The sequence below is a fragment of the Sphaerimonospora mesophila genome (genome assembly GCF_001417795.1).
Lineage (GTDB): Bacteria > Actinomycetota > Actinomycetes > Streptosporangiales > Streptosporangiaceae > Sphaerimonospora > Sphaerimonospora mesophila.
Genome location: NZ_BCBX01000054.1, coordinates 38,663 through 63,267, shown reverse-complemented (window position 1 = coordinate 63,267; position 24,605 = coordinate 38,663). Strand labels below are relative to the sequence as shown.

At 73.7% G+C, this 24,605-nt stretch carries 19 protein-coding genes; 15 read left to right on the top strand and 4 right to left on the bottom strand.

The genetic code is table 11. The features are described 5' to 3' along the window. From AP234_RS39730 to AP234_RS31115, 8 genes are all read left to right on the top strand, one after another. Nucleotides 1-1,066: non-ribosomal peptide synthetase (locus tag AP234_RS39730; RefSeq protein ID WP_152990721.1), on the top strand; the 1,066-nt coding region annotated here is incomplete at its 5' end. Next, the gene (locus AP234_RS31145) at nt 1,063-6,162 is read left to right on the top strand and encodes a non-ribosomal peptide synthetase (protein WP_055483330.1); all 5,100 of its coding nucleotides are present in this window, start codon (nt 1,063-1,065) and stop codon (nt 6,160-6,162) included. The genes AP234_RS39730 and AP234_RS31145, both read left to right, overlap by 4 nt. Next, complete coding sequence (locus AP234_RS31140) at nt 6,159-7,298, top strand: saccharopine dehydrogenase NADP-binding domain-containing protein (protein WP_055483329.1); 1,140 nt, start codon at nt 6,159-6,161, stop codon at nt 7,296-7,298. The genes AP234_RS31145 and AP234_RS31140 overlap by 4 nt, the downstream gene beginning before the upstream one ends. After that, the gene (locus tag AP234_RS31135; RefSeq protein WP_055483328.1) at nt 7,295-8,494 is read left to right on the top strand and encodes a Gfo/Idh/MocA family oxidoreductase; all 1,200 of its coding nucleotides are present in this window, start codon (nt 7,295-7,297) and stop codon (nt 8,492-8,494) included. The genes AP234_RS31140 and AP234_RS31135 overlap by 4 nt, the downstream gene beginning before the upstream one ends. Next, nucleotides 8,491-9,276: an alpha/beta fold hydrolase gene (locus AP234_RS31130; protein ID WP_235558485.1), complete on the top strand. Its 786-nt coding sequence runs from the start codon at nt 8,491-8,493 to the stop codon at nt 9,274-9,276. The genes AP234_RS31135 and AP234_RS31130 overlap by 4 nt, the downstream gene beginning before the upstream one ends. Beyond that, nucleotides 9,273-10,115: an FAD binding domain-containing protein gene (locus tag AP234_RS31125; protein WP_055483327.1), complete on the top strand. Its 843-nt coding sequence runs from the start codon at nt 9,273-9,275 to the stop codon at nt 10,113-10,115. Before AP234_RS31130 ends, AP234_RS31125 begins: the two co-directional genes overlap by 4 nt. Next, nucleotides 10,112-10,669: a (2Fe-2S)-binding protein gene (locus AP234_RS31120; RefSeq protein ID WP_055483326.1), complete on the top strand. Its 558-nt coding sequence runs from the start codon at nt 10,112-10,114 to the stop codon at nt 10,667-10,669. The genes AP234_RS31125 and AP234_RS31120 overlap by 4 nt, the downstream gene beginning before the upstream one ends. After that, nucleotides 10,626-12,317 (top strand): carbamoyltransferase C-terminal domain-containing protein, encoded by a 1,692-nt coding sequence (locus AP234_RS31115; RefSeq protein ID WP_055483325.1) that lies wholly within the window; start codon nt 10,626-10,628, stop codon nt 12,315-12,317. The genes AP234_RS31120 and AP234_RS31115 overlap by 44 nt, the downstream gene beginning before the upstream one ends. A 208-nt stretch (nt 12,318-12,525) precedes the next feature. Here the strand turns inward: AP234_RS31115 and AP234_RS31110 are convergent, their stop codons facing one another. Together AP234_RS31110 and AP234_RS31105 are read right to left on the bottom strand one after the other, a co-directional pair. After that, nucleotides 12,526-13,056, bottom strand: a complete 531-nt coding sequence (locus AP234_RS31110) for a VOC family protein (protein WP_063843155.1) — start codon at nt 13,054-13,056, stop codon at nt 12,526-12,528. A 142-nt stretch (nt 13,057-13,198) separates the two neighbouring features. After that, complete coding sequence (locus AP234_RS31105; protein ID WP_055483324.1) at nt 13,199-14,212, bottom strand: methyltransferase; 1,014 nt, start codon at nt 14,210-14,212, stop codon at nt 13,199-13,201. 99 nt (nt 14,213-14,311) lie between these two features. Here AP234_RS31105 and AP234_RS31100 point away from each other — a divergent pair, with 99 nt between their 5' ends. Beyond that, nucleotides 14,312-15,670, top strand: a complete 1,359-nt coding sequence (locus AP234_RS31100; protein ID WP_055483323.1) for an LLM class flavin-dependent oxidoreductase — start codon at nt 14,312-14,314, stop codon at nt 15,668-15,670. 254 nt (nt 15,671-15,924) lie between these two features. On the opposite strand, the gene AP234_RS31095 is transcribed toward AP234_RS31100, so the two are convergent. After that, the gene (locus tag AP234_RS31095; protein WP_055483322.1) at nt 15,925-17,073 is read right to left on the bottom strand and encodes an acyl-CoA dehydrogenase family protein; all 1,149 of its coding nucleotides are present in this window, start codon (nt 17,071-17,073) and stop codon (nt 15,925-15,927) included. A 126-nt stretch (nt 17,074-17,199) separates the two neighbouring features. Between AP234_RS31095 and AP234_RS31090 the strand changes: the two genes are divergently transcribed. Genes AP234_RS31090 through AP234_RS31080 form a run of 3 tightly spaced genes read left to right on the top strand, consistent with a single transcriptional unit; the run spans nt 17,200 to nt 20,384 of the window. After that, complete coding sequence (locus AP234_RS31090) at nt 17,200-18,960, top strand: AMP-binding protein (protein WP_055483321.1); 1,761 nt, start codon at nt 17,200-17,202, stop codon at nt 18,958-18,960. Continuing rightward, nucleotides 18,953-19,252: a phosphopantetheine-binding protein gene (locus tag AP234_RS31085; RefSeq protein WP_055483320.1), complete on the top strand. Its 300-nt coding sequence runs from the start codon at nt 18,953-18,955 to the stop codon at nt 19,250-19,252. The genes AP234_RS31090 and AP234_RS31085 overlap by 8 nt, the downstream gene beginning before the upstream one ends. Nucleotide 19,253: 1 nt before the next feature. Further along, entirely contained in the window at nt 19,254-20,384 is a 1,131-nt protein-coding gene (locus AP234_RS31080) for a methyltransferase domain-containing protein (protein ID WP_055483319.1), read from the top strand. Between the two features lie 81 nt (nt 20,385-20,465). Here AP234_RS31080 and AP234_RS31075 read toward each other — a convergent pair whose 3' ends face one another. Beyond that, on the bottom strand, nt 20,466-22,091 hold the full coding sequence (locus AP234_RS31075; protein WP_055483318.1) for an AMP-binding protein: 1,626 nt from the start codon (nt 22,089-22,091) through the stop codon (nt 20,466-20,468). Between the two features lie 129 nt (nt 22,092-22,220). Here AP234_RS31075 and AP234_RS31070 point away from each other — a divergent pair, with 129 nt between their 5' ends. Genes AP234_RS31070 through AP234_RS31060 form a run of 3 tightly spaced genes read left to right on the top strand, consistent with a single transcriptional unit; the run spans nt 22,221 to nt 24,521 of the window. After that, entirely contained in the window at nt 22,221-23,273 is a 1,053-nt protein-coding gene (locus AP234_RS31070) for a methyltransferase (protein ID WP_055483317.1), read from the top strand. 4 nt (nt 23,274-23,277) lie between these two features. After that, a complete protein-coding gene (locus tag AP234_RS31065; protein ID WP_055483316.1) occupies nt 23,278-24,297 on the top strand; it encodes a methyltransferase in 1,020 nt (339 codons plus the stop codon). Nucleotides 24,298-24,326: 29 nt separating this feature from the next. After that, entirely contained in the window at nt 24,327-24,521 is a 195-nt protein-coding gene (locus AP234_RS31060; protein WP_055483315.1) for a ferredoxin, read from the top strand. Nucleotides 24,522-24,605: the final 84 nt, after the last annotated feature.

The window sequence follows — 24,605 nt, the reverse complement described above, 5'->3', positions numbered from 1 at the left end:
GGTGTGGAACACCGTGCCCGCCCTGCTCGACATGCTCCTCGTCGCCGCGGGTTCGGAATCGCTCGGACCGCTCAGGCTCGCCCTCGTCTCCGGTGACTGGGTGGGGCTCGACCTGCGCGACCGTCTCACCGCGCTCGCCCCGGACGCCCGGCTGATCGCACTCGGCGGCGCGACGGAGGCCGCCATCTGGTCCAACTACCACGAGGTGCGGGAGGTGCCGCCGCACTGGCGGTCGATTCCGTACGGCGTGCCGCTGCGCAACCAGATGTTCCGGGTGGTGGACGGGCGTGGGCGTGACCGTCCCGACTGGGTGCCGGGCGAGCTGTGGATCGGCGGCGCCGGGGTGGCGCTGGGGTATCGGGGTGATCCGGAGCGGACGGCCGAGCGGTTCGTGACCTCGGGCGGGGTGCGCTGGTATCGGACCGGTGATCTGGGGCGTTACTGGCCGGACGGGACGCTGGAGTTCCTGGGCCGGGCCGACTTCCAGGTGAAGATCCGCGGGCATCGCATCGAGCTGGGAGAGATCGAGGCCGCGCTGACCGCTCACCCGGGGGTGCGCGACGCCGTGGTGATCGCGGTCGGGCAGGCCACCCGCAAACTGGCCGCCGCCGTGGTCACCGAGCCGGGTGCCGACCTGTCGGGGGTCGAGGAGTTCCTGCGCGAGCGGCTGCCGTCGTACATGCTGCCCGACCGGGTGCTGGTGCTGGAGGCGTTCCCGCTCAACCACAACGGCAAGATCGACAGAACCGCGATCGAGCGGCTGATCGAGGCGGGAGACGAGGAACCGTCCGACGAGCCCCCGCGCGAGGGCATCGAGGCCGAGCTGGCCGGGCTGTGGGCCGAGCTGCTCGGCACGCCGGTGCGCGGCAGAGGGCAGAGCTTCTTCGCACTCGGCGGCGACAGCCTCACCGCCACCCGCGTGATCGCCGCCGTGCGGACGCGCTACGGGGCCGAGGTGCAGTTACGCGCCCTCTTCGACCGGCCGACGGTGGCCGATCTCGCCGAGGTCGTCGCCGAGCAGCTCAAACAGACCGACCCGGTGGACTACGAGGAGGGCCTGCTGTGAGCGTCGAGAAGCTGATCCTCGAGCTCGACTCCCTTGGCGTACGGCTGTGGGAGGAGGACGGGCGGCTCCGCTTCCGGGCGCCGAGCGGCGTGATGACCGAGGAGCGCAAGGAGGCGCTGCGCGCGAACCGCGACGCGGTGCTCGACGCGCTGCGCGGGCCGGTCGCCGTCCCCCACCCCGAGCAGCGGCACGAGCCGTTCCCCGTCACCGACGTGCAGAGCGCCTATCTTCTCGGCCGCCGCGACAGCTTCGCCTACGGCGGAGTGGGCTGCCACGGCTACGGAGAGATCGACGTCACCGGTCTCGACCCGGCGCGCCTCGAAACCGCGTGGAACACGGTGATCGCCCGGCACGACATGCTCCGCGCGGTGATCGACCCCGGCGGCGTGCAGCGGGTCCTTCCGGAGGCGGAGCCGTACCGCATCCGGGTGGACGAGACCGGCGAGGACGGGTTCGAGGCGACCCTGACCGAGAACCGGGCCGAGCTGGATCACCGGGTCTACCGCACCGACGAGTGGCCGCTGTTCACGCTGCGCGTCACCCGCGGGCCGCACCGGGCGGTCCTGCACTTCTCGATCGACTTCCTCATCTGCGACTTCGTCAGCCTGCAGATCCTCCTCGACGAGCTCTACCAGGCCTACCGCCACCCGGACGAGCCGCCGGAGCCCCTGGAGATCACCTTCCGCGACTGCCTGCTCGCCGAGGCGGGCACCCGCTCCGGGCCGCGATATGAGCGTGACCGCGACTACTGGCTGTCCCGGATCGACGAGCTGCCGCCCGCGCCCGAGCTGCCGCCGGCCGCGGGGGGATCGAGGACGCCGGGCGCCGAGCCGTCCCCGCCGCGGTTCCGCCGTCTGGCGCTCACGTTGCCCGAGGCGGAGTGGGCGGAGCTGCGCCGCCGCGCCGGCGAGCACGGCATCACCCCCTCGGGCGCCGTGCTGGCCGCCTTCGCCGAGGTCATCGGCGTCTGGAGCACCAAGCCCGACTTCAGCCTCGACATCACGCTGCTCAACCGGCCGCCGGTGCACCCCCAGGTGAACCGGCTGGTCGGCGACTTCACCTCGGTCGACCTGCTCGCGGTGGAGCGGCGGCCGGACACCACGTTCGCCGACCGCGCCAAGAGCACACAGGCCACCCTGTGGACCGATCTCGACCACCGGCTGTTCTCCGGAGTCGAGGTGGTGCGGGAGATCGCCAGACGGCGTGGCGCGGCGGCCGCGCTCATGCCCGTGGTCTTCACCAGCGCCATCGGCCTCGACGACGGCAGGGGCCGGGAGGGCTTCACCCGCCTCGGGTACGGCATCAGCCAGACGCCGCAGGTGTGGATCGACTGCCAGAACATCGAGCGCGGCGGCGAGTTGTGGACCAACTGGGACATCCGGGAGGGCGTCCTCCCCGACGGGCTCGCCGACGACATGTTCCACGCGTACGAGACGCTGCTGCGCGGGCTGGCCGCCGCCGACGCGCCCTGGCGGGAGATCGCCCCCGTGCCGCTGCCCGAGGCCCAGCGCGACCGGCGGGCCCGGGTCAACGACACCGCTGCGACGCTGCCCGGGCACTCCCCCGGGGACCTGCTGCATGAGGGGCTGCTCGACCGGGCGCTGCGCACGCCGTGCGACCCCGCCGTGGTGGCGGGCGAGGTCACGCTGAGCTACGAAGACCTGGTCGTCAGGGCCGACGGCGTCGCGGCCGAGCTGCTGCGGCAGGGCCTCGCGCCCGGCGAGCTCGTCGCCGTCGTGGCGGACAAGGGGTGGCAGCAGATCGTCGCCGTGCTGGGCACGCTGATGGCCGGCGGGGTCTACGTGCCGATCGACACCAACCAGCCGCCCGCCCGGCGCGACCTGATGATCGGCTCGGCGGGCATCCGGCTCGTCCTCACCCAGCAAGATCTGGCCGCCGGGCCGTGGCCGGGGGACTGCCGGGTCGTCGCCGTGGACGGCCTGCGCGGCCGCATGCCCGACCGGCTGCCGGAGCGGCGGGTGAGCGCGGACGACCTGGCGTACGTCATCCACACCTCGGGCTCGACCGGCTCCCCCAAGGGAGTCATGATCAGCCATCGGGCCGCGCTCAACACGGTCGCGGACATCGACCACCGTTTCGGCGTGAACTCCGGTGACCGGGTGCTCGGCCTGGCCAACCTCGGCTTCGACCTGTCGGTCTACGACATCTTCGGCCCGCCGGCCGCGGGCGCCCGCCTGGTGCTGCCCAGCCCGGCGCGCCGCGGGGACCCCGTGCACTGGGCGGAGCTGATCGCCGAACACGGGGTGACCCTGTGGAACTCCGTTCCCGCGCAGCTCCAGATGCTCGCCGACTATCTGCGGGCCGCGCCGGCGGTCGAGCTGCCCACGCTCCGGCTCGCCCTGCTCAGCGGCGACTGGATCCCGGTGCCGCTGCCCGACCAGATCCGCGGCAGGCTGCCCGGCCTGCGGGTGGTCAGCCTGGGCGGGGCGACGGAGGCGGCGATCTGGTCGATCCATCACCCCATCGAGGCGGTCGATCCCGCCTGGCGGAGCATTCCGTACGGCGTGCCGCTGGCCAACCAGACCTTCCACGTCCTGGACCACTCGATGCGCCCCCGCCCGGACTGGGTGCCCGGCGAGCTCTACATCGGCGGGTCGGGGCTGGCCGAGGGTTACCTGAACGACCCCGGCCGTACGGCGGAGCGGTTCGTCACCCACCCGGTCACCGGCGAGCGGCTCTACCGAACCGGCGACCTCGGCCGCTATCTGCCCGACGGGGCCATCGAGTTCCTCGGCAGGGAGGACTTCCAGGTCAAGATCCGGGGCCACCGCATCGAGCCGGCCGAGATCGAGGCCGCGCTCGCGGCCCATCCCGGCGTGGCCGGATGCGCCGTGGTCGCACACGGCGACCAGCCGCTCGAACGCCGGCTGGTGGGATTCGCCGAGACGGCCAGGCGTGAGCCGCCGCCGCTGCCGGAGGCCGCCGGGCTCACCGGACCCGCCGTCGCCGCCGGACGCGAGCCGCTGCGCGGCGTCGACCTGCCGGCCTATCTCGACCACCTGCGCCGGCTCGACGAGGTGTCGCTCGGCACGATGCTCGACGCCTTCCGCGCGAGCGGCCTGTTCGTCACCGAGTCCGACACGCACACGCTCGACGAGATCAACGCCAAGGCGGGCGTCACCCCCCGGCACCGGCGGCTGGTCCGCCGTTTCCTGCGCGCGCTCACCGAGGAGGGGCTGCTCACCGGCGACGCGCACCACGGTCACCGGCTGACCCCGGCCGGCGCCGCGGCCGACACCGCGACCGCCTGGCGGCGTGTGGGGGACGCGCCGGCCGCGGCCGGGCGGGCCGACGCCGACCTGCTCGGCTACTTCCGCGACAACGCCGCGAACCTGCCCGCCCTGCTGCGCGGCGAGGAGGACCCCGCCCGCCTGCTGTTCCCCGAGGGCCGCTTCGACGTCTCCGACCGGTTGTACGCGGGGACGCTGTTCAACCGCTGGGCGGCTCGTACGGCCGCCGCCCTGGTGCGCGGTCTCGCCGACGATCTCGCGGGGGACCGTCCGGTGCGGATCCTCGAGGTGGGCGCGGGCGCGGGCGGCACGACCGCCGAGGTGCTCGACCTGCTCGACGGGGTGCCGTACGACTATCTGGTCACCGACCTGTCGCCGTTCTTCCTCGACGAGGCCCGGCGCCGCTTCGGCCACCACCCGCAGGTCGGCTTCGCCGCCTTCGACCTGGACGCCGACTTCCCGGCCCAGGGGCTGTCGCCGAACAGTGTGGACGTCATCGTCGCCGGCGACGTCCTGCACGCCACCCGCGACGTCTCCGAGACGCTGTCGAGGCTCAGGGAACTGCTCGCGCCCGGCGGATGGCTCGTCTTCGTCGAGATGACCCGGGACCACTACCAGATCATGACGTCGCTGGAGCTGCTCGTCCGCCTCGACGAGACCCTGGGCGACTTCGCCGACCTGCGGCGGGGCGCCGACCAGACGTTCCTGCGCGAGGACCAGTGGGCCGAGGTGCTCGCCGGGGCGGGGGCCGAGGCCGCCGTACGGCTGCCCGAGGCCGGGGACCCGATGGCCGAGGTGGGCATCCGCGTGTTCGCGGCCAGGTTCAAGGCCGACCGCACGCCGCTCGACCCGGCCGGGCTGCGCGACCACCTCGCCGAGCGGCTGCCGGACTACATGGTCCCGGCCGCGATCCAGATCGTCGACGCGCTGCCGTACAACTCCAGCGGGAAACTCGACCGGGCGGCACTGGGTCGTCTGCTGCCGAGCGGCGGGCCGGCCGCGCCGGCCGGCGGGGAGGCGCCGCGCACCGACCTGGAACGGCGGGTCGCCGCGATCTGGGCGGACGTGCTCGGCGTCGAGCAGGTGGCCCGCGACCACGACTTCTTCGCGCTGGGCGGCGACTCGCTGCAGGCGGCCAAGCTGAGCGCCCGCATCGTCGACGAGGTCCCGGAGGCGGCGGGCGTGTTCTTCGACGAGCTGCTGCGGCAGGTGCTCGAACACCCGTCGGTCGGGGCGCTCGCCGCTCACCTGGCCGGGCAGGCGGACGCCGACGCGCCGGCCTTCGGCGTGCCCGGCGGGCCGCCCGCCGACGACGGGCCCGAGGCCGCGCTGGTGCCGCTCGGCGGCAGCGGCCCGGCCCGCTACCTGCTCGCACACGACGCGTCCGGCAGCCTTCTCGGGCACCCCAGGCTGCTGCGGGCCCTGCGGGAACGCGGCGCCGTGCTGGGCGTCTCCGGCGAGGCAGCGGCCGGCCGCGGCGATCTGCCCGCGCCGACGCTGCGCGAGCTGGTGGTCGCCGAGACGGTCGCCGAGGTGCCACGCGACGACGCCTACCACGTCGTGGGGTATGGCAGCGGCGGCCCGCTCGCCCTCGAGCTCGCCCGTCAGCTCACCGAGAGCGGGATCGAGGTGACGGCGCTCACCGTCGTCGATCCGCCGGCCGGTGACGAGCCCGCCTCCGTCTACGCCGGGGACGTCGCGCTGATCCTGGCCCCGGACACGCCGGACGACTCCGCCGCCGTGCGCTGGTGGCGGGACGCCTGCCTGGGCGAATGCGCCGTACGCCGCGCCGCCGACGAGGCCGCCGAGATCGGGCGGGCGCTGGACGGCGAGACCGGCCGATGACGGCGGGCCCGGGTGCTCCCCCCGCGCCGGGAGGAACCGAAGCGGAGATCGGCATAGTCGGCTCCTACGGAGACGTCGGCGCCGCGGCGGCGGCCTGGCTGCGCGACGCCGGCGCCGGACGGCTGCGCCTCGGCGGGCGGGACGCCGCACGCGCCGAGTCACAGGCCAAGGAACTCGGCGGCGCGCGGGCGCTGCGGGTGGACGCGGCCGACCCCGCCGCCCTGGCCCGGTTCTGCGCCGGGTGCGACATCGTCGTCAACTGCGCCGGCCCGGCCCGGGTGATCGGGACGAGGGTGGCGGCGGCCGCGCACGCGGCCGGGGCGGCCTACGTCGACGCGGCTGGCGACGACCCGCTGCACGCGGCGCTCGGCGCCCTGTCCTGGAGCCGCCCGGCCGTCGTGTCGGCGGGGATGATGCCGGGGCTCAGCGGCCTGCTGCCCAGGCTGCTCGCCGACCCGCTCGTCCCGGGAAGCGGAGGGCGGACGCTCGAGGCGTACGTCGGCGGCCGCGACACCTTCACCGCCGCCGCCGCGCTCGACTATCTGGGCGCGTCCGGCGCGGGGTACGGCGCGGCCAGGGCGGCCTGGCGTGACGGACGCCGGGTCGCCGGCGCGCTCGGCACCCGCACCGGCGTCCGGCCGCCCCGGTTTCCCGATCGGGTCACGGCCGTGCCGTACCTGAGCACCGAGACCGAGCGGCTGGCCGCGCGGCTGGAACTGGACCGGGTGGACTGGTGGTCGGCCTTCCCCGGCGAGCACGTGGTCGCGGCGCTGTCGAGGGGCGCAGCCGGGGACGAGGCGGCGCTGCGCGCCGCCGCCGACGGGCTGCGCGCGGCGGCCGAGCTCGACTGCTTCGGGCACGACCGCTATCAGCTCATGGTCTTCGGCCTCTCGGACGGAGCGCGCACCAGGACGCTCGCCCTGCGGGCCGTCGGCGCGGGCGCGCTCAGCGGCACCACCGCCGGGCTGGCCGCGCTGGCCGTCGCCGGCGGCCTGGTCGGGCCGGGCGTGCATCACCTGGCCGACGCGCTCGATCCGCGCTGGGCGGTGGACCTGCTGCGCGGCAGCCGGGCGGTCACCGCGCTCGAGGTGTTCGACGGCGATCCGGACGAGGTGGACGAGGAGGGCACCATTTGAACGGGCAGACGGATGGGTCGGAAGAGGGTCCGCTCAGGGTTCCGCGGCCCCGTGTGCTGGTCGCGGGCACCAAGTTCGGCCAGGTCTACCTGCAGGCGTTCCGCCGGCCCGGCTTCCCCTTCGAACTCGCCGGGATCCTGGCCAGGGGAAGCGAGCGGTCGCTGGCCTGCGCCGAGCACTACGGCGTGCCGCTCTACACCGACCCCGGCCAGGTGCCCGGAGACGTCAGGCTGGCGTGCGTGGTCATCCGCGGCGGGCTGCTCGGCGGTCCCGGCGCAGAGGTGGCCCAGGCGCTCATGGAACGCGGCGTCCACGTGCTGCAGGAGCACCCGCTGCACCACGACGAGCTGGCGGCGTGCCTGCGCACGGCGAAGCGCGCCGGGGTCGTCTACCACCTCAACTCCTTCTACGTGAACGTCGCCCCCGTGCGGCGCTTCCTGGCCGCCGCGGCCGAACTGCTGGCCCGGCGACCGGCCCGCTACGTCGACGCCGCCTGCGGCTTCCAGGTCGCCTACGCGCTGCTCGACATCCTCGGCCGGTCGCTCGGCGGCGTACGGCCCTGGGCGTTCACGCCGCCGGCGCCTCGTGACGCGGCGGCGGCCCGGCTGACCACGCTGGACGTCCCGTTCCGCGGCCTCGACGGCGTGCTCGCGGGCGTGCCGCTGACGCTGCGCGTGCAGAACCAGCTGGACCCGGCCGATCCGGACAACCACGCCCATCTCCTGCACCGGATCACGATCGGCACGGAGGCGGGCAATCTCACTCTGGTCGGCACGCACGGACCCGTCGTGTGGAGCCCGCGGCCGGACTTCCCGCGCGAGGTCCAGGACGCCGCCACCGGCACCGTCCACTTCGCGGAGGGCCCGCCGGGCGGCGCGGACTCCGGCGCGGCCGGTGACCACCTGGACGTGCCCAGTGCCGTACCGCTGGGCCCGGCCGAGGCGCCGAGCTACCGGCGGATCTTCGACACGGTGTGGCCGGAGGGGATCGAGCACGCCCTCCGGCGGCTGCACGCGGCCGCGTCGGCCGGCACGTCTCCCGCGCGGGAGGGGCAGTACCACCTCACCCTGTGCCGGCTCTGGCAGGACATCACCGCGCTGCTCGGCCCGCCAGAACTGGTGCGCGGCGAGGAACCGCGGATGCTCGGGCCCGACGCGGTCAAGGCACTGGCGACGGCGGCCGAGGGGGCGTCATGAAGATCGAGATGGGCCCGGCGACCGGCCACGACTGGCTGCGCGGCTATCTGCCCCGGCCCCTCGCCGCCGCACGGCTGATCTGCTTCCCGCACGCGGGGGGCAGCGCCGCCTTCTACCGGCCGTGGGCGCCCCTCCTGCCCGGCCACGTCGAGCTGCTCGCCGTCCAGTATCCCGGGCGCATGGACCGCGCCTCCGAGCCGCTGGTCCGGCGGATGACCGAGATGGCCGACCGTGCCGCGCTCGCCGTGGCCCCGCTGGCCCGGCGGGGGCCGGTCGTGCTGTTCGGCCACAGCCTGGGCGCCTCGGTGGCGCACGAGGTCGCCCGCCGCCTGACCGCACGCGGGACGGCACCGGCCGCGCTCGTGGTCTCGGGACGGCCGGCCCCGCACCGGCTGCGCGCCACCACCGTGCACCTCGCCGACGACGACACGCTGTGGGCGGAGACCGGCAGGCTCGGCGGCACCCACGAGGACGTGCTCGGCAGCGCCCTGCTGCGGCAGCTGTCGCTGCCCACGCTGCGCGCCGACTACGAGGTCGCCGAGACCCATCTGCCCGGCCCGGCCGCACCGCTGCCGGTGCCGGTGCTCGCCTTCTACGGCGACCGCGACCCGGAGGTCACCGAGGACGAGGCGCGGGGCTGGTCGGCCTGGACGTCGTCCGAATTCACGCTGACCGCCTTCCCCGGCGACCACTTCTATCTCGTCTCCGAGCAGGCCTCGGTGCTGAAGGCGATCACGGCGGGCGTGGCCGCGCTCGCCTACCGCGAAGGGGGAGGGCCGTGAGCTTCGCCTACCACCGCGCCGAGTCGCTGGCCGAGGCGCTCGCCGTGCTGGCCGAGCACCCCGGGCGGGTCACGCCGCTGGCGGGCGGCCAGTCGCTGCTGCCCGACCTGCGTGCCGGACGGACCCGCGCCGAGGTCCTGCTCGACATCGGCCGGGTGCCCGAGCTGTCGTTCGTCGAGGACCGCGGCGACCACATCGCGATCGGGGCCGCCACCCGTCACCACGAACTGGCCGCGAGCGGCCTGCTGGCCGCCCGGCTGCCCGCCCTGCGTGCGGCGGCGGCCGCGATCGGCGACCCGCAGGTGCGCCACATGGGCACGATCGGCGGATCGCTCGCGTACGCCGACCCGGCGGCCGACCTCGCCGTCGCCGCGCTCGCGCTGGACGCGCGCGTCGTGCTCGACGGGCCGGGGGGCCGCCGCGTGCTGCCCTTCGACGGGTTCGCCCGCGCGCGGGGGAGCACCGTGATCGCCCCCGGTGAACTGCTGGTCGAGGTACGCGTCCCGGCGCCGGCCGTACCCGCCGCCTGGAGCTACCGGAAGTTCAGCCGCGACGCGCTGGAATGGGCGGTCGTCGCGGTGCTGGCGGTCGCCGGGGAGACGACGCGGGTGGCGCTGTCCGGGATGAGCCCGACGGTCGTACGGGCCGGGGAGACCGAGGCCGCGCTCGCGCGGGGCGAGGGGGCCGAGGCGTCCGCCGCGCTGGCCGACGCCGGCACCGCCCCGCCCGACGACGTACGGGCGAGCGGCGGCTACCGCCGGCATCTGGCCCGGGTGCTGACGCGCCGGGCGCTCGAGGAGATCGGCGTGGAGACAGCGGGGAGGGGAGTGGCGCCATGAGCGAGCCGCCCGGACGGACCAGGCTCACGGTCACGCTGACGGTGAACGGGTCACGGCAGGTCGCCGACGTCGAGGCGGGCACGACCCTGCTCGGTCACCTGCGCGACGGGCTCGGGCTGACCGCCGCCAACCACGGATGCGACACCACCTCGTGCGGGGCGTGCACGGTGCTGCTCGACGGCAGGTCGGTCAAGTCGTGCACGGTGCTGGCGGCCCAGGCGGACGGCCGCGAGGTGGTGACCGCCGAGGGCCTGGCCGCCGACGACCGGCCGCATCCCGTCCAGGAGTCCTTCCGTGAGCACCACGCGCTGCAGTGCGGCTACTGCACGCCGGGCATGGTGCTGGCCGCGGTGTCCCTGCTGCGGGAGCAGCCGGACGCGGGCGAGCGCGAGGTGCGCTGCGGGCTGCGCGGAAACCTCTGCAGGTGCACCGGCTACCACAACATCATCCGTGCCGTGCTGGCAGTCGCCGCCCGCGGCGGGCCGGACTCGGCGGTGAAGGGAGATCGCGATGCCGACGGGCTACGTGCTGGGAGTGAACATCGGCTTTCATGACTCCTCGGCCGCGCTGCTGCGGGACGGGGCGTTGCGGGTGCTGATCGAGCAGGAACGGCTGAGCCGGCGCAAGCACGCGGTGGGCCAGCCCCCGGCAGAGGCGGTCGCCGCCTGTCTGGCCGCCGAAGGCATCGGCCCGGCCGACCTGGACGCCGTGGCCATCGGATGGGACTTCCGCGTCCTCCCGCTCGGCCGCAACCGGCGGTTCACCGACGAGGGACTGCGGGCCATGCTGTTCCCCGGGGCCGACGACCTGGTCATGCCGCCGGTGCGCTGGGTCAAGCACCACATCGCGCACGCCGCGAGCGCCTATTACAGCGCGGGGGTCCGCGACGCCGCCGTGCTGGTCATCGACGGAGCGGGGGAGACCCAGGCGACCTCGGTCGGCAGCGCGCTCGACGGCGACATAGAGATCCTGCGCGAGTGGCCGGTCACCCAGTCGCTCGGCTTCTTCTACAACGCGGCGGCCGAGTGGGCCGGCCTCGGCTACTGGGGCACCGGCAAGCTCATGGGCCTGGCGGCGTACGGCCGTGCCGGGCAGGACATGCCGCTGCGCGCCGTGCCGGGCGGCTACGAGATCAGGCACGACGAGCAGGCCGGGAAGGCCGGCGTGCGCAGGTCGGCCGCCGGGCCGCTGCTCGCCTACTACCCGGTCGTCGCCGAAGGGGTGAATCCGGCCTTCGCCCGTCATTTCCCCTTCGTCCCCCGCACCGGTGAGGAGCCCATCGCGTACGCGGACTTCGCCGCGTCGGTGCAGGAGGCGCTGGAGGATGCCGTGCTGGAGCTGGCGGCCGAGGCGCGCCGCCGTACGGACGTGCCGGTGCTCACGCTCTCCGGCGGGGTCGCGATGAACTGCACGATGGTCGGACGGCTGGTGCGCAGCGGCCTCTTCGACACGGTCTACGTGCCGCCGGTGCCGACCGACGCGGGGGTGTCGCTGGGCGCGGCGCTCGTCGTCGCAGCCGAGGCGGAGAACTTCAGCCCGACCGTGATCGACCACGCGTACTGGTCGCTGGACATCGATCCGGCCGGCGCGGCGGCCTCGGTCTCCGAGGCGGGGCTCGTCGCCCGGCGCCTCGATCGCGACGCCCTGGCGCGGGCGGCGGCCCGCAGCCTCGCCGAAGGCAAGGTCGTGGCCTGGGCTCGCGGACGGGGCGAGATCGGCCAGCGCGCGCTCGGCACGCGCAGCTTCCTCGCCGACCCGCGCGACCGCAAGAGCCTGGAACGGCTCAACGTGATCAAGGGGCGGGAGATGTGGCGGCCGGTCGCGCCGAGCATCCTCGCCGAGCACGTCGAGAGCCTGATCGAGGGGCCGGTCGGCCCGCCGTCGCGTTTCATGCTGGCCGCCGCGCGGGTCCGCGCCGACGCCCGGCTCACCGTGCCCGCCGTGACCCACGTGGACGGCTCGGCCCGGCCGCAGACCGTGCACCGGGAGACCAACCCCGACTACTGGTCGCTGATCGACGCGTTCCGCGAGATCACGGGGGTGCCCGCGGTGGTGAACACGTCGTTCAACCTCGCGGGCGAGCCGATCGTCGCCTCCGCGGCGGACGCGGTCTCGACGTTCGTCCGCGGCAAGGAGCTGGACCTGCTCGTCCTGGGGGACACCCTGGTCGCCCGGAGCGAGGACGACCTCCCCACCCCGTGATCTTGCGAATGCTCGCACACAGGTGCCGCGAGCAGGCGCTTTTCCTTCCGTGATCTTGCAGTTTCTCGCAGACCTGGCCGTTGAGCAGCGAAAACGTCGTTCGTGATCTTGCATTCCATGTCCAACTGCAAGATCACGAAACATGTAGGAGCAGGTCGGAGGGCTTGTCTGCGAGAATTCGCAAGATCACGCGATGGGTACGCGCAGGTCAGGAGGGTGATCTGCGAGAATTCGCAAGATCACGGGCAAGGGGGGTGGGGAGGAAGGGGTGGCGGGCGCCGGCCCGGCGTGCGGCCCGCCACTGCTCGCGCAGCCGCCCCGCGAAGAAGTCGCGGTTGACCCAGTAGAGCTCCAGCCAGATGTCGTCCGGATCGCGCAGCCAGATCTGCGATCCCGCCTCGTGCGCCGAGGTGGTGATGCCGGAGTGGCCGACGCCGACCGCGTCGAGGTGGTCGGCCCACAGGTCGAGGTCGGCGCGCTCCGGCACGTGGTAGGCGAAGTGGTGCAGCCCGATCCGGCGTTCGTCGAAGGTCCCGCCCGCCGCGCCCTCCTCCGGTCGGCCGAGCACGACCGAGGCGAAGGACGCCGGGTGCACCAGGGTGCGGAAACGGAATCCCGACCCGGGCGGCGTGACGTCGTTGACCTGCACCATCTCGAACACCCTGCCGTACCACTCGGCGCTGATGTCGAGGTCGGTGACGGTCAGGTTGATGTGGGTGGCGCCGTCAAGGCGTGGCATGGCTGCTCCTCCGTGCTGTGCCGGCCGTGGGGCCCGACTCGGTTCTGGTCTCTCGTTTCCGGTCCGCGGCTTCCCGCCCGTGGTCTCCGGCTCGTGGTCTCCGGTTCGTGGTTTACGCGCGCCAGGGCGGACGGGGCCGTGTTCAGGCGGCGGTCGCCTCGATGACCGACATGGTCGGGGTCTCGGTCACGCGGGTCATCCGCAGACCGGCGCCGGCGAACAGTGCCTCGAACTCCTCGGGCGTACGGGTGTGCCCGCCGAACAGCGCCAGCGCCTTGACGTCCATGATCTTCCCCACGTCGTAGCCGTCGCCCGGGTGGCGCACGGACTCGACGACGAGCACCCGGCTGTCGTCGCGCATGGCCGTACGCACATTGCGCAGGATCAGCGAGGCACGCTCGTCGTCCCAGTCGTGCAGGATCGTCTTGAGCAGGTAGCCGTCGCCCAGCGGCGGCACCGACGTGAAGAAGTCGCCGCCGACGACCTCGCACCTGTCGTCCAACCCGGCGTCGGCCAGCACCCGGGCGGCCTCGGCCGCGACGTGGGGCAGGTCGAGCAGCACCCCACGGGTGCCCGGCAGCCTGCCGAGGACTCCGGCGAGGAACGTGCCGTGGCCGCCGCCCACGTCGACGAGCGTGCCGATGCCCGACCAGTCGACGGCGGGCACGAGGGTCCGCAGCACGAGCGGGTTCACGCTCTCGGCCGACCGCTCGAAACGGAGGCACTCGTAGGGGTGGTCGGCCATCCACTCGTAGTAGCGGGTGCCGTGCAGTTCGTCGAACGATGTGCGTCCGGTCCTGATGCCGTCCGACAGCCGCGCCCAGGAGTGGATGTCGGGCGGCATGAGCGGGAAGCACTCCCGCACCGAGAACGGATGGTCGGAGCGCAGCGGCTCGGCCAGCGGGGTGAGACCGAAGGTCCCGGGGGCGGTCTCGGTGAAGATGCCGCGGCCCGCGAGCGCCCGCAGCACACGGTGGAGGGACGGGGCGTGCGCGCCGGTCGCCTCGGCCAGCTGCTCGACCGTGCGCGGGCCCTCGGTCAGCTCGTCGGCCACCGCCAGATCGCAGACGACCCTGATCGCGAACGGCACGATGTAGTCAGCGAGCTCGGTGAGCTGGACGACCGACGTGATGTCGATGCGGGGCCGTACCGGCATGCTGGTTTCCTCTCCCGAAGACACGACACTGGTAACAAGATACGAGAATGTTGGTCCGGAAGGTATCTTCGGCGACGGTCCGTATGTAGCGTTTGTGTCATGCACCTGAACGTATTCACGCAGTGCTCTCCCTCGCCGCAGTTCAAGGGGTTCTGGCGGCATCCGGCCGACCGCACGGCCACGGGGTACCGCTCGCTGGAGTACTGGACGGAGCTGGCCGGGCGTCTCGAGCGCGCCTGCGTGGACGCGCTCTTCTTCGCCGACATCCACGGCGTCTACGACAACTACCGGGGTTCGTGGGGGCCGGCCGTACGGCACGCGGTGCAGATCCCGTCCATCGATCCCGTGCTGGTCATCCCGGCGGCCGCGGCGGCGACCAGGTCGCTCGGGTTCGCCGTGACGTACTCCACCACCTATCACGCGCCGTACGAGTGCGCCCGGCTGTTCAGCTCGCTCGACCACCTGACCGGCGGCCGGATCGCGTGGAACATCGTCACCTCGTATCTGCGTTCCGCCACAGCCAACGGACTGGGCGACTATCTCGACCACGACAGGCGATACGACCGGGCCGACGAGTACGTCGCGGTGGCGCGGGCGCTGTGGGAGCGCAGCTGGGAGGACGACGCGGTCGTCAGGGACGCCGCCGCCGACGTGTTCGCCGACCCGGCGAAGGTGCACGAGATCGACCACAAGGGCGACTGGTTCGAGGTGCGCGGGCCGCACCAGTGCGAGCCGTCGCCGCAGCGCACGCCCGTGCTCTACCAGGCGGGGTCGTCGCCGCGCGGGCTCGCCTTCGCGGCGCGGCACGCCGAGGTCGTCTTCCTCACCCTCTCCGACCCCGAGAACGGGGCGGAACAGGTCTCCCGGCTGCGCGGCCTGGCCGCGGAGGCCGGCCGCGACCCCCGCTCGGTCAAGGCCCTGCAGGGGACGATGGTGATGGTGGCCGAGACCCGCGAGGAGGCCAGGCGCCGCGCGGAGGAGTACGTCACGCTGTGGAGCGGAGAGGGACAGCTGGCCAAGTGGTGCGGCTGGATGGACGTCGACCTGGCGGCCTACCCCGATGAGACGCCGGTCTCCGAGGTGGCCGGGCAGGGCAGCCAGAGCTTCGTCGGCTTCCTCAAGCGGCTCGGCCCGGGCCGTGAGTGGACGGTGGGCGACGTGCGCTACCTGGTGGCGACCCCGCGGCGGCCGCGCCGGAGCAGCCCGGTCACCCTCTTCGGCACGGTTACGGAGGTCGCCGACCGGATCGAGGAGTGGCTGACCGTTGCGGACGTCGACGGGTTCAACCTCATCCCGTGCCCGACCAGCCAGGGCATCGACGACATCTGCGACCTCCTCATCCCGGAGCTGCAGCGGCGCGGCCTGTTCCGCACCGCCTACGACCCGGCGGAGCAGACCCTGCGGGAGCGCTACTTCGGCGCCGGCGTGACCGGGGTGCAGGCGGTCCCCACGCCCTGAGCCCCGAGCCCGTCCGGACCCGTCCAGCGGGGCGGTCACGTGGTCGTCGGCCGGGGTGGCAGGGAACGGAGCGCGGGACGGCAGGGAGCGGAGCGCGGAACGGCAGGGAGCGGAGCGGGAGGGAGCGAGGACCGCACGCCGGGCCCCGCTCGGCGGGGCCTGGCAGCGGACCGGAGCTTCCTCCCGGCGCAGCGACCGGAACCGATAAGGGACTTCCTCAAGGTGTCGTTACTCGACCGATGTTCTGGAGGATCTCAGAAGCCGGCCGGGTCGACCTTCTCACCGACGAGCAGGGCGCCCACCGTGGCGTAGAAGTCGCGGCCGTTGACGAAGTGCTGGGTGGCCGTGTGGATGTCCCGCAGCCGGCGCTGCAGCGGGGAGGTCTGGTAGACGGCGGCCCCTCCGGCCAGCTCGTGCGCGGTCCGTACGGCCCGGGCCGCGAGGTCGGTCACCTTGGCGGCCGTCGCGCGCAGGCACGCCCGGCCCAGCGGCTCGGCCACCCGCCCGGCCGTCGCGGTCTCCCACGCCGCGCCCGCCTCCTCGTGCAGCAGCGCCCGGGCGGCGCGTACGGTGAGCCAGGCCTCGCCGAGCCGGTCCTGGAACACCGGAGAGGAGGCCATCGAGCCCCGGCTGAACGAGCGCCGCCGCCCGCCCTCCGCCAGCTCGGCGATCTCGTCGAGCGCGCCCTGGGCGATGCCCAGATCGACGGCGGCGATGAGCAGCCCCGCCTGTGCGATCGAGAAGACGGCCTGCCGTACGCCCGGTGTGTCGCCCTGCAGGCTGAACCCGCGCCTGCCCGGGCAGAAGGCGCCGCTGACGCGGACGTCGTGGCTGGCGGTGCCGCGCAGCCCCACGACGTCCCAGGTGTCGAGGATCTCCAGCTCGGCGGCGGGGAACAGCGCCATCCTGGTGAGCGGCACGCCGCCCGGCCCGACCTGGGGCGTGCGCCCCTCGACCACCATGCAGTTGAGATAGACCCACTCGGCGTGGGTGCATCCGGTCACGAACGGCCACTGTCCGGTGACCCGCCAGCCGTCTCCGTCGGCGGCGGCCCTGCCCTTGGGCGCCACCGCGCCGGCGCCCGCGACGTCCGGGCCGCCGGCGTAGATCTCCTTCTGCGCCTGCTCGGGAAAGCAGGCGAACAGCAGATGCGCGAGCCCGATCTGGCCGATCAGCCAACCGGTCGAGCCGTCGGCACGGGAGATCTCCTCGATCACCCGGAGCGCGTCGGCCAGCGGCAGCGCGTCGCCGCCGTGGTGGGCGGGCACCAGCATGCGCAGGCAGCCCGCCTCGGCGAGCAGACCGACGACGTCGGCGGGCACCTGCCGGCCCTGCTCGATCTCCGCCGCGCGCTCACGGATGAGCGGTGCGACCTCGGCGACGTTGGACAGGGTTTCGCTCACCGGGCGCCTCCACCGGGCCGACGAGACCGCGGAGGTCTCGTATCTTGATTTGCCGCTGGTATTTTCTCAGCATATTAGATAAATCTTGCTTGTTGTATTCTGTCGCTGACCCTGAGGGGGCGGGACATGCCGACCGAGACGGACGCACACGAGACGCTGCTCGGGTGGATCGCGGCACCGGACGCCCGGCGCGGCATCCGCTTCGCCCGCGACGACCACTGGGAGTTCTGGTCCTACGAGCGTCTGGCCGGGCTGGCCGAGCGCGTCGCCGCCGGGTTGCGCGCCCACGGTGTGCGCCGGGGCGACGTGGTGTCCGTCGTCCAGCCGGCCGGGCCGCACTTCGTGGCCACCCTGTTCGGCGCGCTGCTGGCCGGGGCGGCGGCCTCGCCCGTCGCCCCTCCGCTGGCGTTCACCGACCGCGACGTCTACCGCGGCCACGTCGCGGGGCTGATCGGCACCGCCGCCCCCGCGCTGGTCGTCGCCGAGGCCCACCTCGTCCCGCGGATATCGGAGATCGCCGCGACGGCGGGCGCCGTACGGGTGGTGGCGACGGAGGAGGTGATCGCGGCCGGTGACGGGCCGGTGCGGGCCGACCCGGGAGAGGTGGCCCTGCTCCAGTTCACCTCCGGATCGAGCGGCCACGCGCGTGGGGTCGCCGTGCCGTACCACGCGCTGGCCGCCAACGTGGCGGCGATCCGCGCGTGGCTGCGCATGACCCCCGGCGACGCCACCGCGTCGTGGCTGCCCGTCCACCACGACATGGGGCTGATCGGCTGTCTGATCACACCGGTCGTGGGCGGCGGCGATCTGTGGCAGCTCCCGCCCGAGGAGTTCGTCCGCGACCCCATCCGCTTCCTGCGCTGTTTCGACGCCGGAACCGGTGACCTCGGCGAACCTCAGGCCGTGCTGACCTCGATGCCGAGCTTCGGGCTGGGCTACATCGTGCGCAGGGCGAGGCCGGCCGCGCTGGCGGGCCTCGACCTGTCCGCGCTGCGCGCCGTGATCGTCGGGGCGGAGCGCGTCGACCCCCAGGTGCTCGAGCGCTTCTGCGCGCTGCTCGAGCCGTACGGCTTCGACCGCCGCGCCATCCTCCCGGCGTACGGCCTGGCCGAGGCGACCCTGGCCGTGACCGGGCTGCCGCTGGGGGAGGGCTGGAGCATGCTGCGGGTGCGGCCGTCCAGCCTCAACCTGGGCGCCGCGATCGCCGACGCCGACGCCCACGCCGACGCCCACGCCGACGCCGACGCCGACGCCGATCCGCGTGGCGCGGCCGACCCCGGCGGAGCGCAGCCGGTCGTCGGGTGCGGCAGACCGCTCGACGGCGTACAGGTGAGCGTGGTGGACGAGGACGGCGCGCCGCTGCCCGACGGCGTGGTCGGCGAGATCGTCGTGCGCGGCGAGTCGGTGACGCCGGGATATGTGGCGGGGTGCGCCGCAGGGTCGGGCTCGCTCACCTCGATCGAGGACGGCGTGCTGCGCACCGGCGACGTCGGATTCCGGCACGACGGCCAGCTCTACGTCCTCGGCAGGCTGGGCGACAGCCTCAAGCTGCGCGGCCGGGCGCTGTTCGCCGAGGACCTCGAACTGGCCATGAACCACGCCGGCATCCCGGAGCAGCGCATGGCCGCGCTGCTCGGATACAGATCGGGCACCGCCACCGTGGTGGCGATGTTCGAGCAGGCGCAGCAGTCCTGGGTCGAGGCCGCCTCCCGGCTGCTGTCCATGCGCACGGAAGGGGCCGAGGTCGTGCTCGTCAGCGCGCCGCGCGGGGCGATCGCCAGGACCTCCAGTGGCAAGCCCAAGCGTCGCCAGCTGTGGCAGGCGTTCATCGACGAACGCCTGCCGGGAACCGTGATCACAGCTCAAGCAGGAGGCAGAGATGACTGATCAGTCGACCGCCGTCGAGGGCCGCTCAGAGCAGGACGTGCGCGCGTACGTCAGCGAGATCGTCCTTGAGCTCGCGCCCAACCCGGATCAGGCGGAGGCCAGGGCCGGCAGCCGCCTCGTCGAGGACCTCGGCTTCCACTCGCTGGCGCTCCTGGAGCTGGCCTTCACCCTGGAAGACGAGTTCGACCTGCCGCCGATCGACGAGAACACCGCCCGGCAGATCACCACGATCGACGCGGTGGCCGGGCACGTGGTGTCGAACCTGCGCGCCCGCGGCGAACTGGCGGAGTGACTTGACCGCACCGCCGCCCGGCGGCCGGGCCCGGGCCCTGAACGTCCGGCTGTTCATGGCGATGCTGCACACCCAGGAACTGCTGTCGGGTTACCTGGGCGTGCGGCTCGGCCTCTATCAGGCGCTCGCGCAGGCTCCGGCCACGCCGGCCGAACTGGCCGCCCGCGCCGGGGTGTCGCGACGGTACGCCCGGGAGTGGCTGGAGCAGCAGGCCGTCGCCGGGTTCATCGAGGCGGCCGACCCGCCGGCTGCGCCGTCCGGCGGTCCGTCGGCCGACCCGGAGGCGCGCAGCTATCGGCTGCCGCCCGAGCACGCCGAGGTGCTGCTCGCCTCCGACAGCCCGCTGTCCATGGTCTCGCTGACCATGCTGCCGCTGGGCGGGGTCGCCGCCGCGCTGCCGCGGCTGCTCGACGCCTTCAGGACCGGGGCCGGCGTGCCCGACTCGGCGTACGGCGACGACTGGCGCGACGGGCACTCCGGGGCCAACCGGGCGCTGTTCACGCACGCCCTGCCGGGATGGATCCGTACGGCCCTGCCCGAACTGCACGCCCGCCTCCGGGCGGGACCGGCCCGCGTGGCCGACGTCGGCTGCGGCGCGGGCTGGGCGGCCGTCACGCTCGCGAAGACCTACCCGTGGGTCGCCGTCGACGGGTTCGACCTCGACCCGGAGACGGTGGCCGCCGCCACGGCCAACGCGGCCGAGGCCGGGGTGCGGGACCGGGCCGCCTTCCACGTGGCGGACGCGGCGGCCGTGGATCCGGGCGAGGGCTACGACCTGGTGTGCGTGTTCGACACCCTGCACGAGATGAGCAGGCCGGTCGAGGTGCTGCGCGCCTGCGGAAAGCTGCGCGCGCCGGACGGCGTCGTGCTCGTCCTCGACGCCCGGGTGGCGGAACGGTTCACCGCGCCGGGCGACGAGATCGAGCGGTTCCAGTACGCGACGAGCGTGCTGCACTGCCTGCCCGTCAGCCGTACGGACTCGAGGGCGGGCGGCACGGGCACGGTGCTGCGCCCCGATGCGGTCCGATCGCTCGCCCGCGAGGCGGGGTTCGGCGACGTGCGGGAACTGCCCGTGGGGGACCGCTTCCACCGGCTCTACCGGCTCCTGGACCAGGCCGACGTCCACCCATAGGTCTTCCCGTACGTCCTCCGGCTCTTCGGCTTCGAGCCGGAGGACGTACGGGAGCCGTACGCGACGACGTCGCGGCCGGTCTCAGCGTCTCTGCGCGGGATCCGCCCGGTCGGCGAACCGCCGCCGCAGCGTCACCTTGTCGATCTTGCCGATGCTCGTGCGCGGCAGGGCGTCCACGAACCGCAGCCGGTCCGGCAGTTTGTACTCCGCCAGCCCCCGGGCCTGGACGAAGTCGCGCAGCCCGCCCAGGGTGGGCGGCTCGGCGCCCGCCGCGGCGACGACGACGGCGCAGGTCTTCTCGCCCAGCGCCCGGTCGGGGACGGCGACGACCGCGACGTCCCGCACCGCCGGATGGGCGAGCAGGTGCTCCTCCACCTCCTCGGCCGGCACCTTCTCTCCGCCCCGGTTGACCACGTCCTTGATCCTGCCCTCGACGACCAGCTCGCCCCGCTCGGTGAGGCTGACCAGGTCTCCGGTGCGCAGGTAGCCGTCGGGGGTGAACGCCCGCTCGTTGTACTCCGGCGCGCGGTAGTAGCCGCGCAGCAGACACGGCCCGCGCGCGATCAGCTCGCCCACGGCGCCCGCGGGCACGTCCCGGCCGTCCTCGTCCACGACGCGCATCTCGTCGTCCGGGCACAGCGGCCGCCCCTGGGTGTGCACGGGCGCCTCCGGCGGGTCCTGCGGGCGGGTGAAGCACAGCAGTCCCTCGGCCATGCCGAACCAGTGCGTGAGCGTGGCGCCCAGCTCGGGCCGGACGCGCGCGGCGATCTCCGGCTGTAGCTTCGCCCCGCCCACCTCGATCACCAGGTTGGACAGGTCGACGTCGAACAGGTCGGCCAGGTCGAGCCAGAGCGGCAGGAACGCGGGCATCAGCGTGGTCAGCGTGACCCCCTCGCGGGCGATCAGCGGGAACACCTCGTCCGGGCTGGGACTGCCCGCGAGCACGGCCGTACCACCCGCGCGCAGCGCGCCGAGGACGCCGGGACAGCCGAGCGCGGCGTTGTGCGCGATCGGCAGCGCGGCCAGATAGACCCCGTTCTCGTCGAATCCCATGGCCTCGGCGGTGGCGCGGATCTGGAACGCATAGTCGTCGTGGGTGCGCGGGATCAGCTTGGGCAGGCCGGTCGTGCCCCCGGACAGCAGGAAGAACGCCACCTCGCCCGGATCCGGGGCGGGCAACTCGGCGGGGACGGCCTCGGCCACCTCGTCGAGCGAGCGGAACCCGGCGGGGTCGCCCGCCACGAGCACGTGCCGCAGGCCCGGCGCGTCCCGCCCGATCTCCCTGGCCATCTCGCGGTAGTCGAAACCCTGCACCACGTCGGGGCAGACGTAGGCGACGGCCTCGGTGAGCGAGCAGAGGTAGCCGATCTCGCTGCGCCGATGGGCGGGAAGGGCCAGCACGGGAGGGGCGCCGAGGCGGAACAGAGCGAGGCAGAGCACCACGAACTCGACGGAGTTGGGCAACTGCACCACCACTCGGTCGCCGGCCCGCACGCCGAGCGCGTGCAGTCCCGCGGCGAGCCGGTCCGCCCGCTCGTTCACCTCTGCGTAGGTGTGCCGCCGGCCCCCGGCGACGATCGCGATCCTGCCGGGATCGCTCTTGGCCGTCTCGGCGGTCAGGCCGCCGAGCACCTCGCCCCGCCAGTAGCCGGCGGCGCGATAGCGGGCGGCCGCCTCCTCGGGCCACGGCACGCACCCCTGCAGCATGGTTACCTCCGACCTCTCGCAGGAAAAGAGCCACAGATACTCGATGACAGGACGGACACTCACACGCTAGTGTTTTCTTGGATTCAAAGACAAGATACGAGTATGGTCCGAGGCGAGGACGGGGGTGCGATGACGGTACGGCCGGCTGAGGCAGCCGACGGCGACGCGATCGCCGAGTTGCTCCGGTTGGCCGACTACATCGTGCCGTTCGCGATCCGCACCGCCTGCGACCTCGGCCTGGCCGACCTGCTGACGGACGGCCCGCGCCCGGTGGCCGAGCTCGCCGAGGAGACGGGCACGCATCCGCCGTCGCTGCACCGCCTGCTGCGCGCGCTGGCGAGCACGCGGGTGTTCGCCGAGGTGGCGCCGGGCGTCTTCGGACTCACCCCGCTGGCCGAGCCGCTGCGGTCGGACCATCCGCTGTCGCTGCGGGACGCCTACCCGCTGCTGCCCGCCGACATCAGGGCCCTGGGCCGTACCGGCCACACCCTCAGGACCGGCGAGGCCGCCTTCGACCTGCTGTACGGCCGGGACTACTGGGCCTATCTCGGCGCCAACCCGGAGGAGGGCGCGGCCGTCGACCGGTGGATGGAGAGCCTGAACCGGCTGCATCTGCGCACGGTCCTGTCCGCCTACGACTGGTCGGGTGCGCGCACGGTCGTCGACGTGGGCGGCGGCAACGGAGCGTTCCTGGCCGGTCTGCTGTCCCGCCACCGCGACGCCCGTGGCGTACTGCTCGACCTGCCGCACGTGGTCGCCGCGGCGCCCGCGCTGCTGTCCGAGGCGGGCCTGGCCGGCCGGTGCGAGGTCGTGCCGGGCAGCTTCTTCGACTCGGTGCCCACAGGGGCCGACCTCTACGTGCTCAAGACCGTGCTGCCCGGCTGGCCCGACGAACCGGCCGAGCGGATCCTGCGCAACGTGCGCGCCGCGATGCGCCGGGACAGCAGGCTCGTCCTCCTCGAGGCGATCATCCCGGACGGCGACGGCTTCGACGTGGCGAAGCTGGTGGACGTGCACACCATGGTGCTCACCGGCGGCAGGCACCGGGACAGGCACGAGCTCGGCCGGCTGCTCGCCCGGGCCGGCCTGGAGCTGCTGCGGGCGGTCCCGACTCCGACGCTCACGCTCCTGGAGGCGCGCCCGAACGGCACGTGCCCCACCCCTCGACAGGAAGAGAGATGACGGGATGACCGTGAAGACCCGCCCGCGCATTGACATCCAGTCCGTCTTCCGGCTGACCGAGCTGGCCGACTACATCGTCCCGTTCACCATCCGCGCCATCTGCGACCTCGGTGTGGCCGACCACCTCACCGAGGGGCCGCGCCCGGTCGAGGAGCTGGCCGAGGCGACCGGCTCCCACGCGCCGTCGCTGCACCGTGCGCTGCGGGCGCTGGCCGCCAAGGGCATCTTCACCGAGGTGACGCACGGCGTCTTCGACCTCACCCCGCTCGCCCAGCCGCTGCGCTCCGACCATCCCGTGTCGCTGCGCGCCGCCTATCCCCTCCTGGTGCCCGACATCGAGGCGTGGGCGGCCTTCGACCACAGCGTCCGTACCGGCAAGGCGGCCTTCGACCAGGTGTACGGCCAGGGCTACTGGGAGTACATGGAGCAGCACCCCGAGGACAGCGCGAGGTTCGACGCGTCCCAGCAGGCCGCCACCCGGCTGGAGCTGCGGACCGCGCTGCCCGCCTACGAATGGGGGTCCATGCGGACGCTGGTCGACGTCGGCGGCGGCAACGGCGCCTTCCTCGGCGGCATCCTCGCCCGTTTCCCCGATCTGCACGGCACCGTCTTCGACCTGCCGCACGTGGTCGCCGGCGCCCATGAGCGGCTGGCGGAGTACGGCGTGGCCGACCGGTGCGAGGTGCGCGGCGGCAGCTTCCTGGAGGAGGTCCCCGCCGGGGCCGACGGCTACATGCTGAAGCGGATCCTGTACGGCTGGGACGACGAGCAGGCGCTCGTCCTGCTCCGCACGGTGCGCAGGGCGATGCGCGAGGACAGCAGGCTGCTCATCCTCGAACCGGTCGTACGGCCCGGCAACGAGTTCGACGTCGGCAAGCTGTACGACCTGCTGCTGCTGTGCATGGTCGGCGGCGGCGCCCGGTCGCAGGAGCGGATCGAGGAGATGCTGGCACAGGCCGGCCTGCGGCTGGAGCGGACCGTGCCCACCATGATGTTCCCGATTCTGGAGATCCGTCCCGTCTGAGCGGCGGCGGCCCGTAGGAGGTCTGCGAGATGCGTGTGATCACGAACCGGGCGCTGTGCGAGGGGCACTCGGTCTGCGAGAGCCTCGTGCCCGAGGTGTTCGAGGTGGGCGAGGACGACCGCGTCCACCTGCTGACCGAGCAGGTCGAGGGGGCGGTGGCCGACCGGGTGCGCACCGCCGTCGGACGCTGCCCCAAGCAGGCCCTGTCGGTCGCCTCCGACTGACCACCCCCGCTCTCCCCTCGAACGACCGGGTGATCCCCGAGTCGGCCAGGGGCGCCGATAGGTGGAGGTCAGACCGGGAGCGCC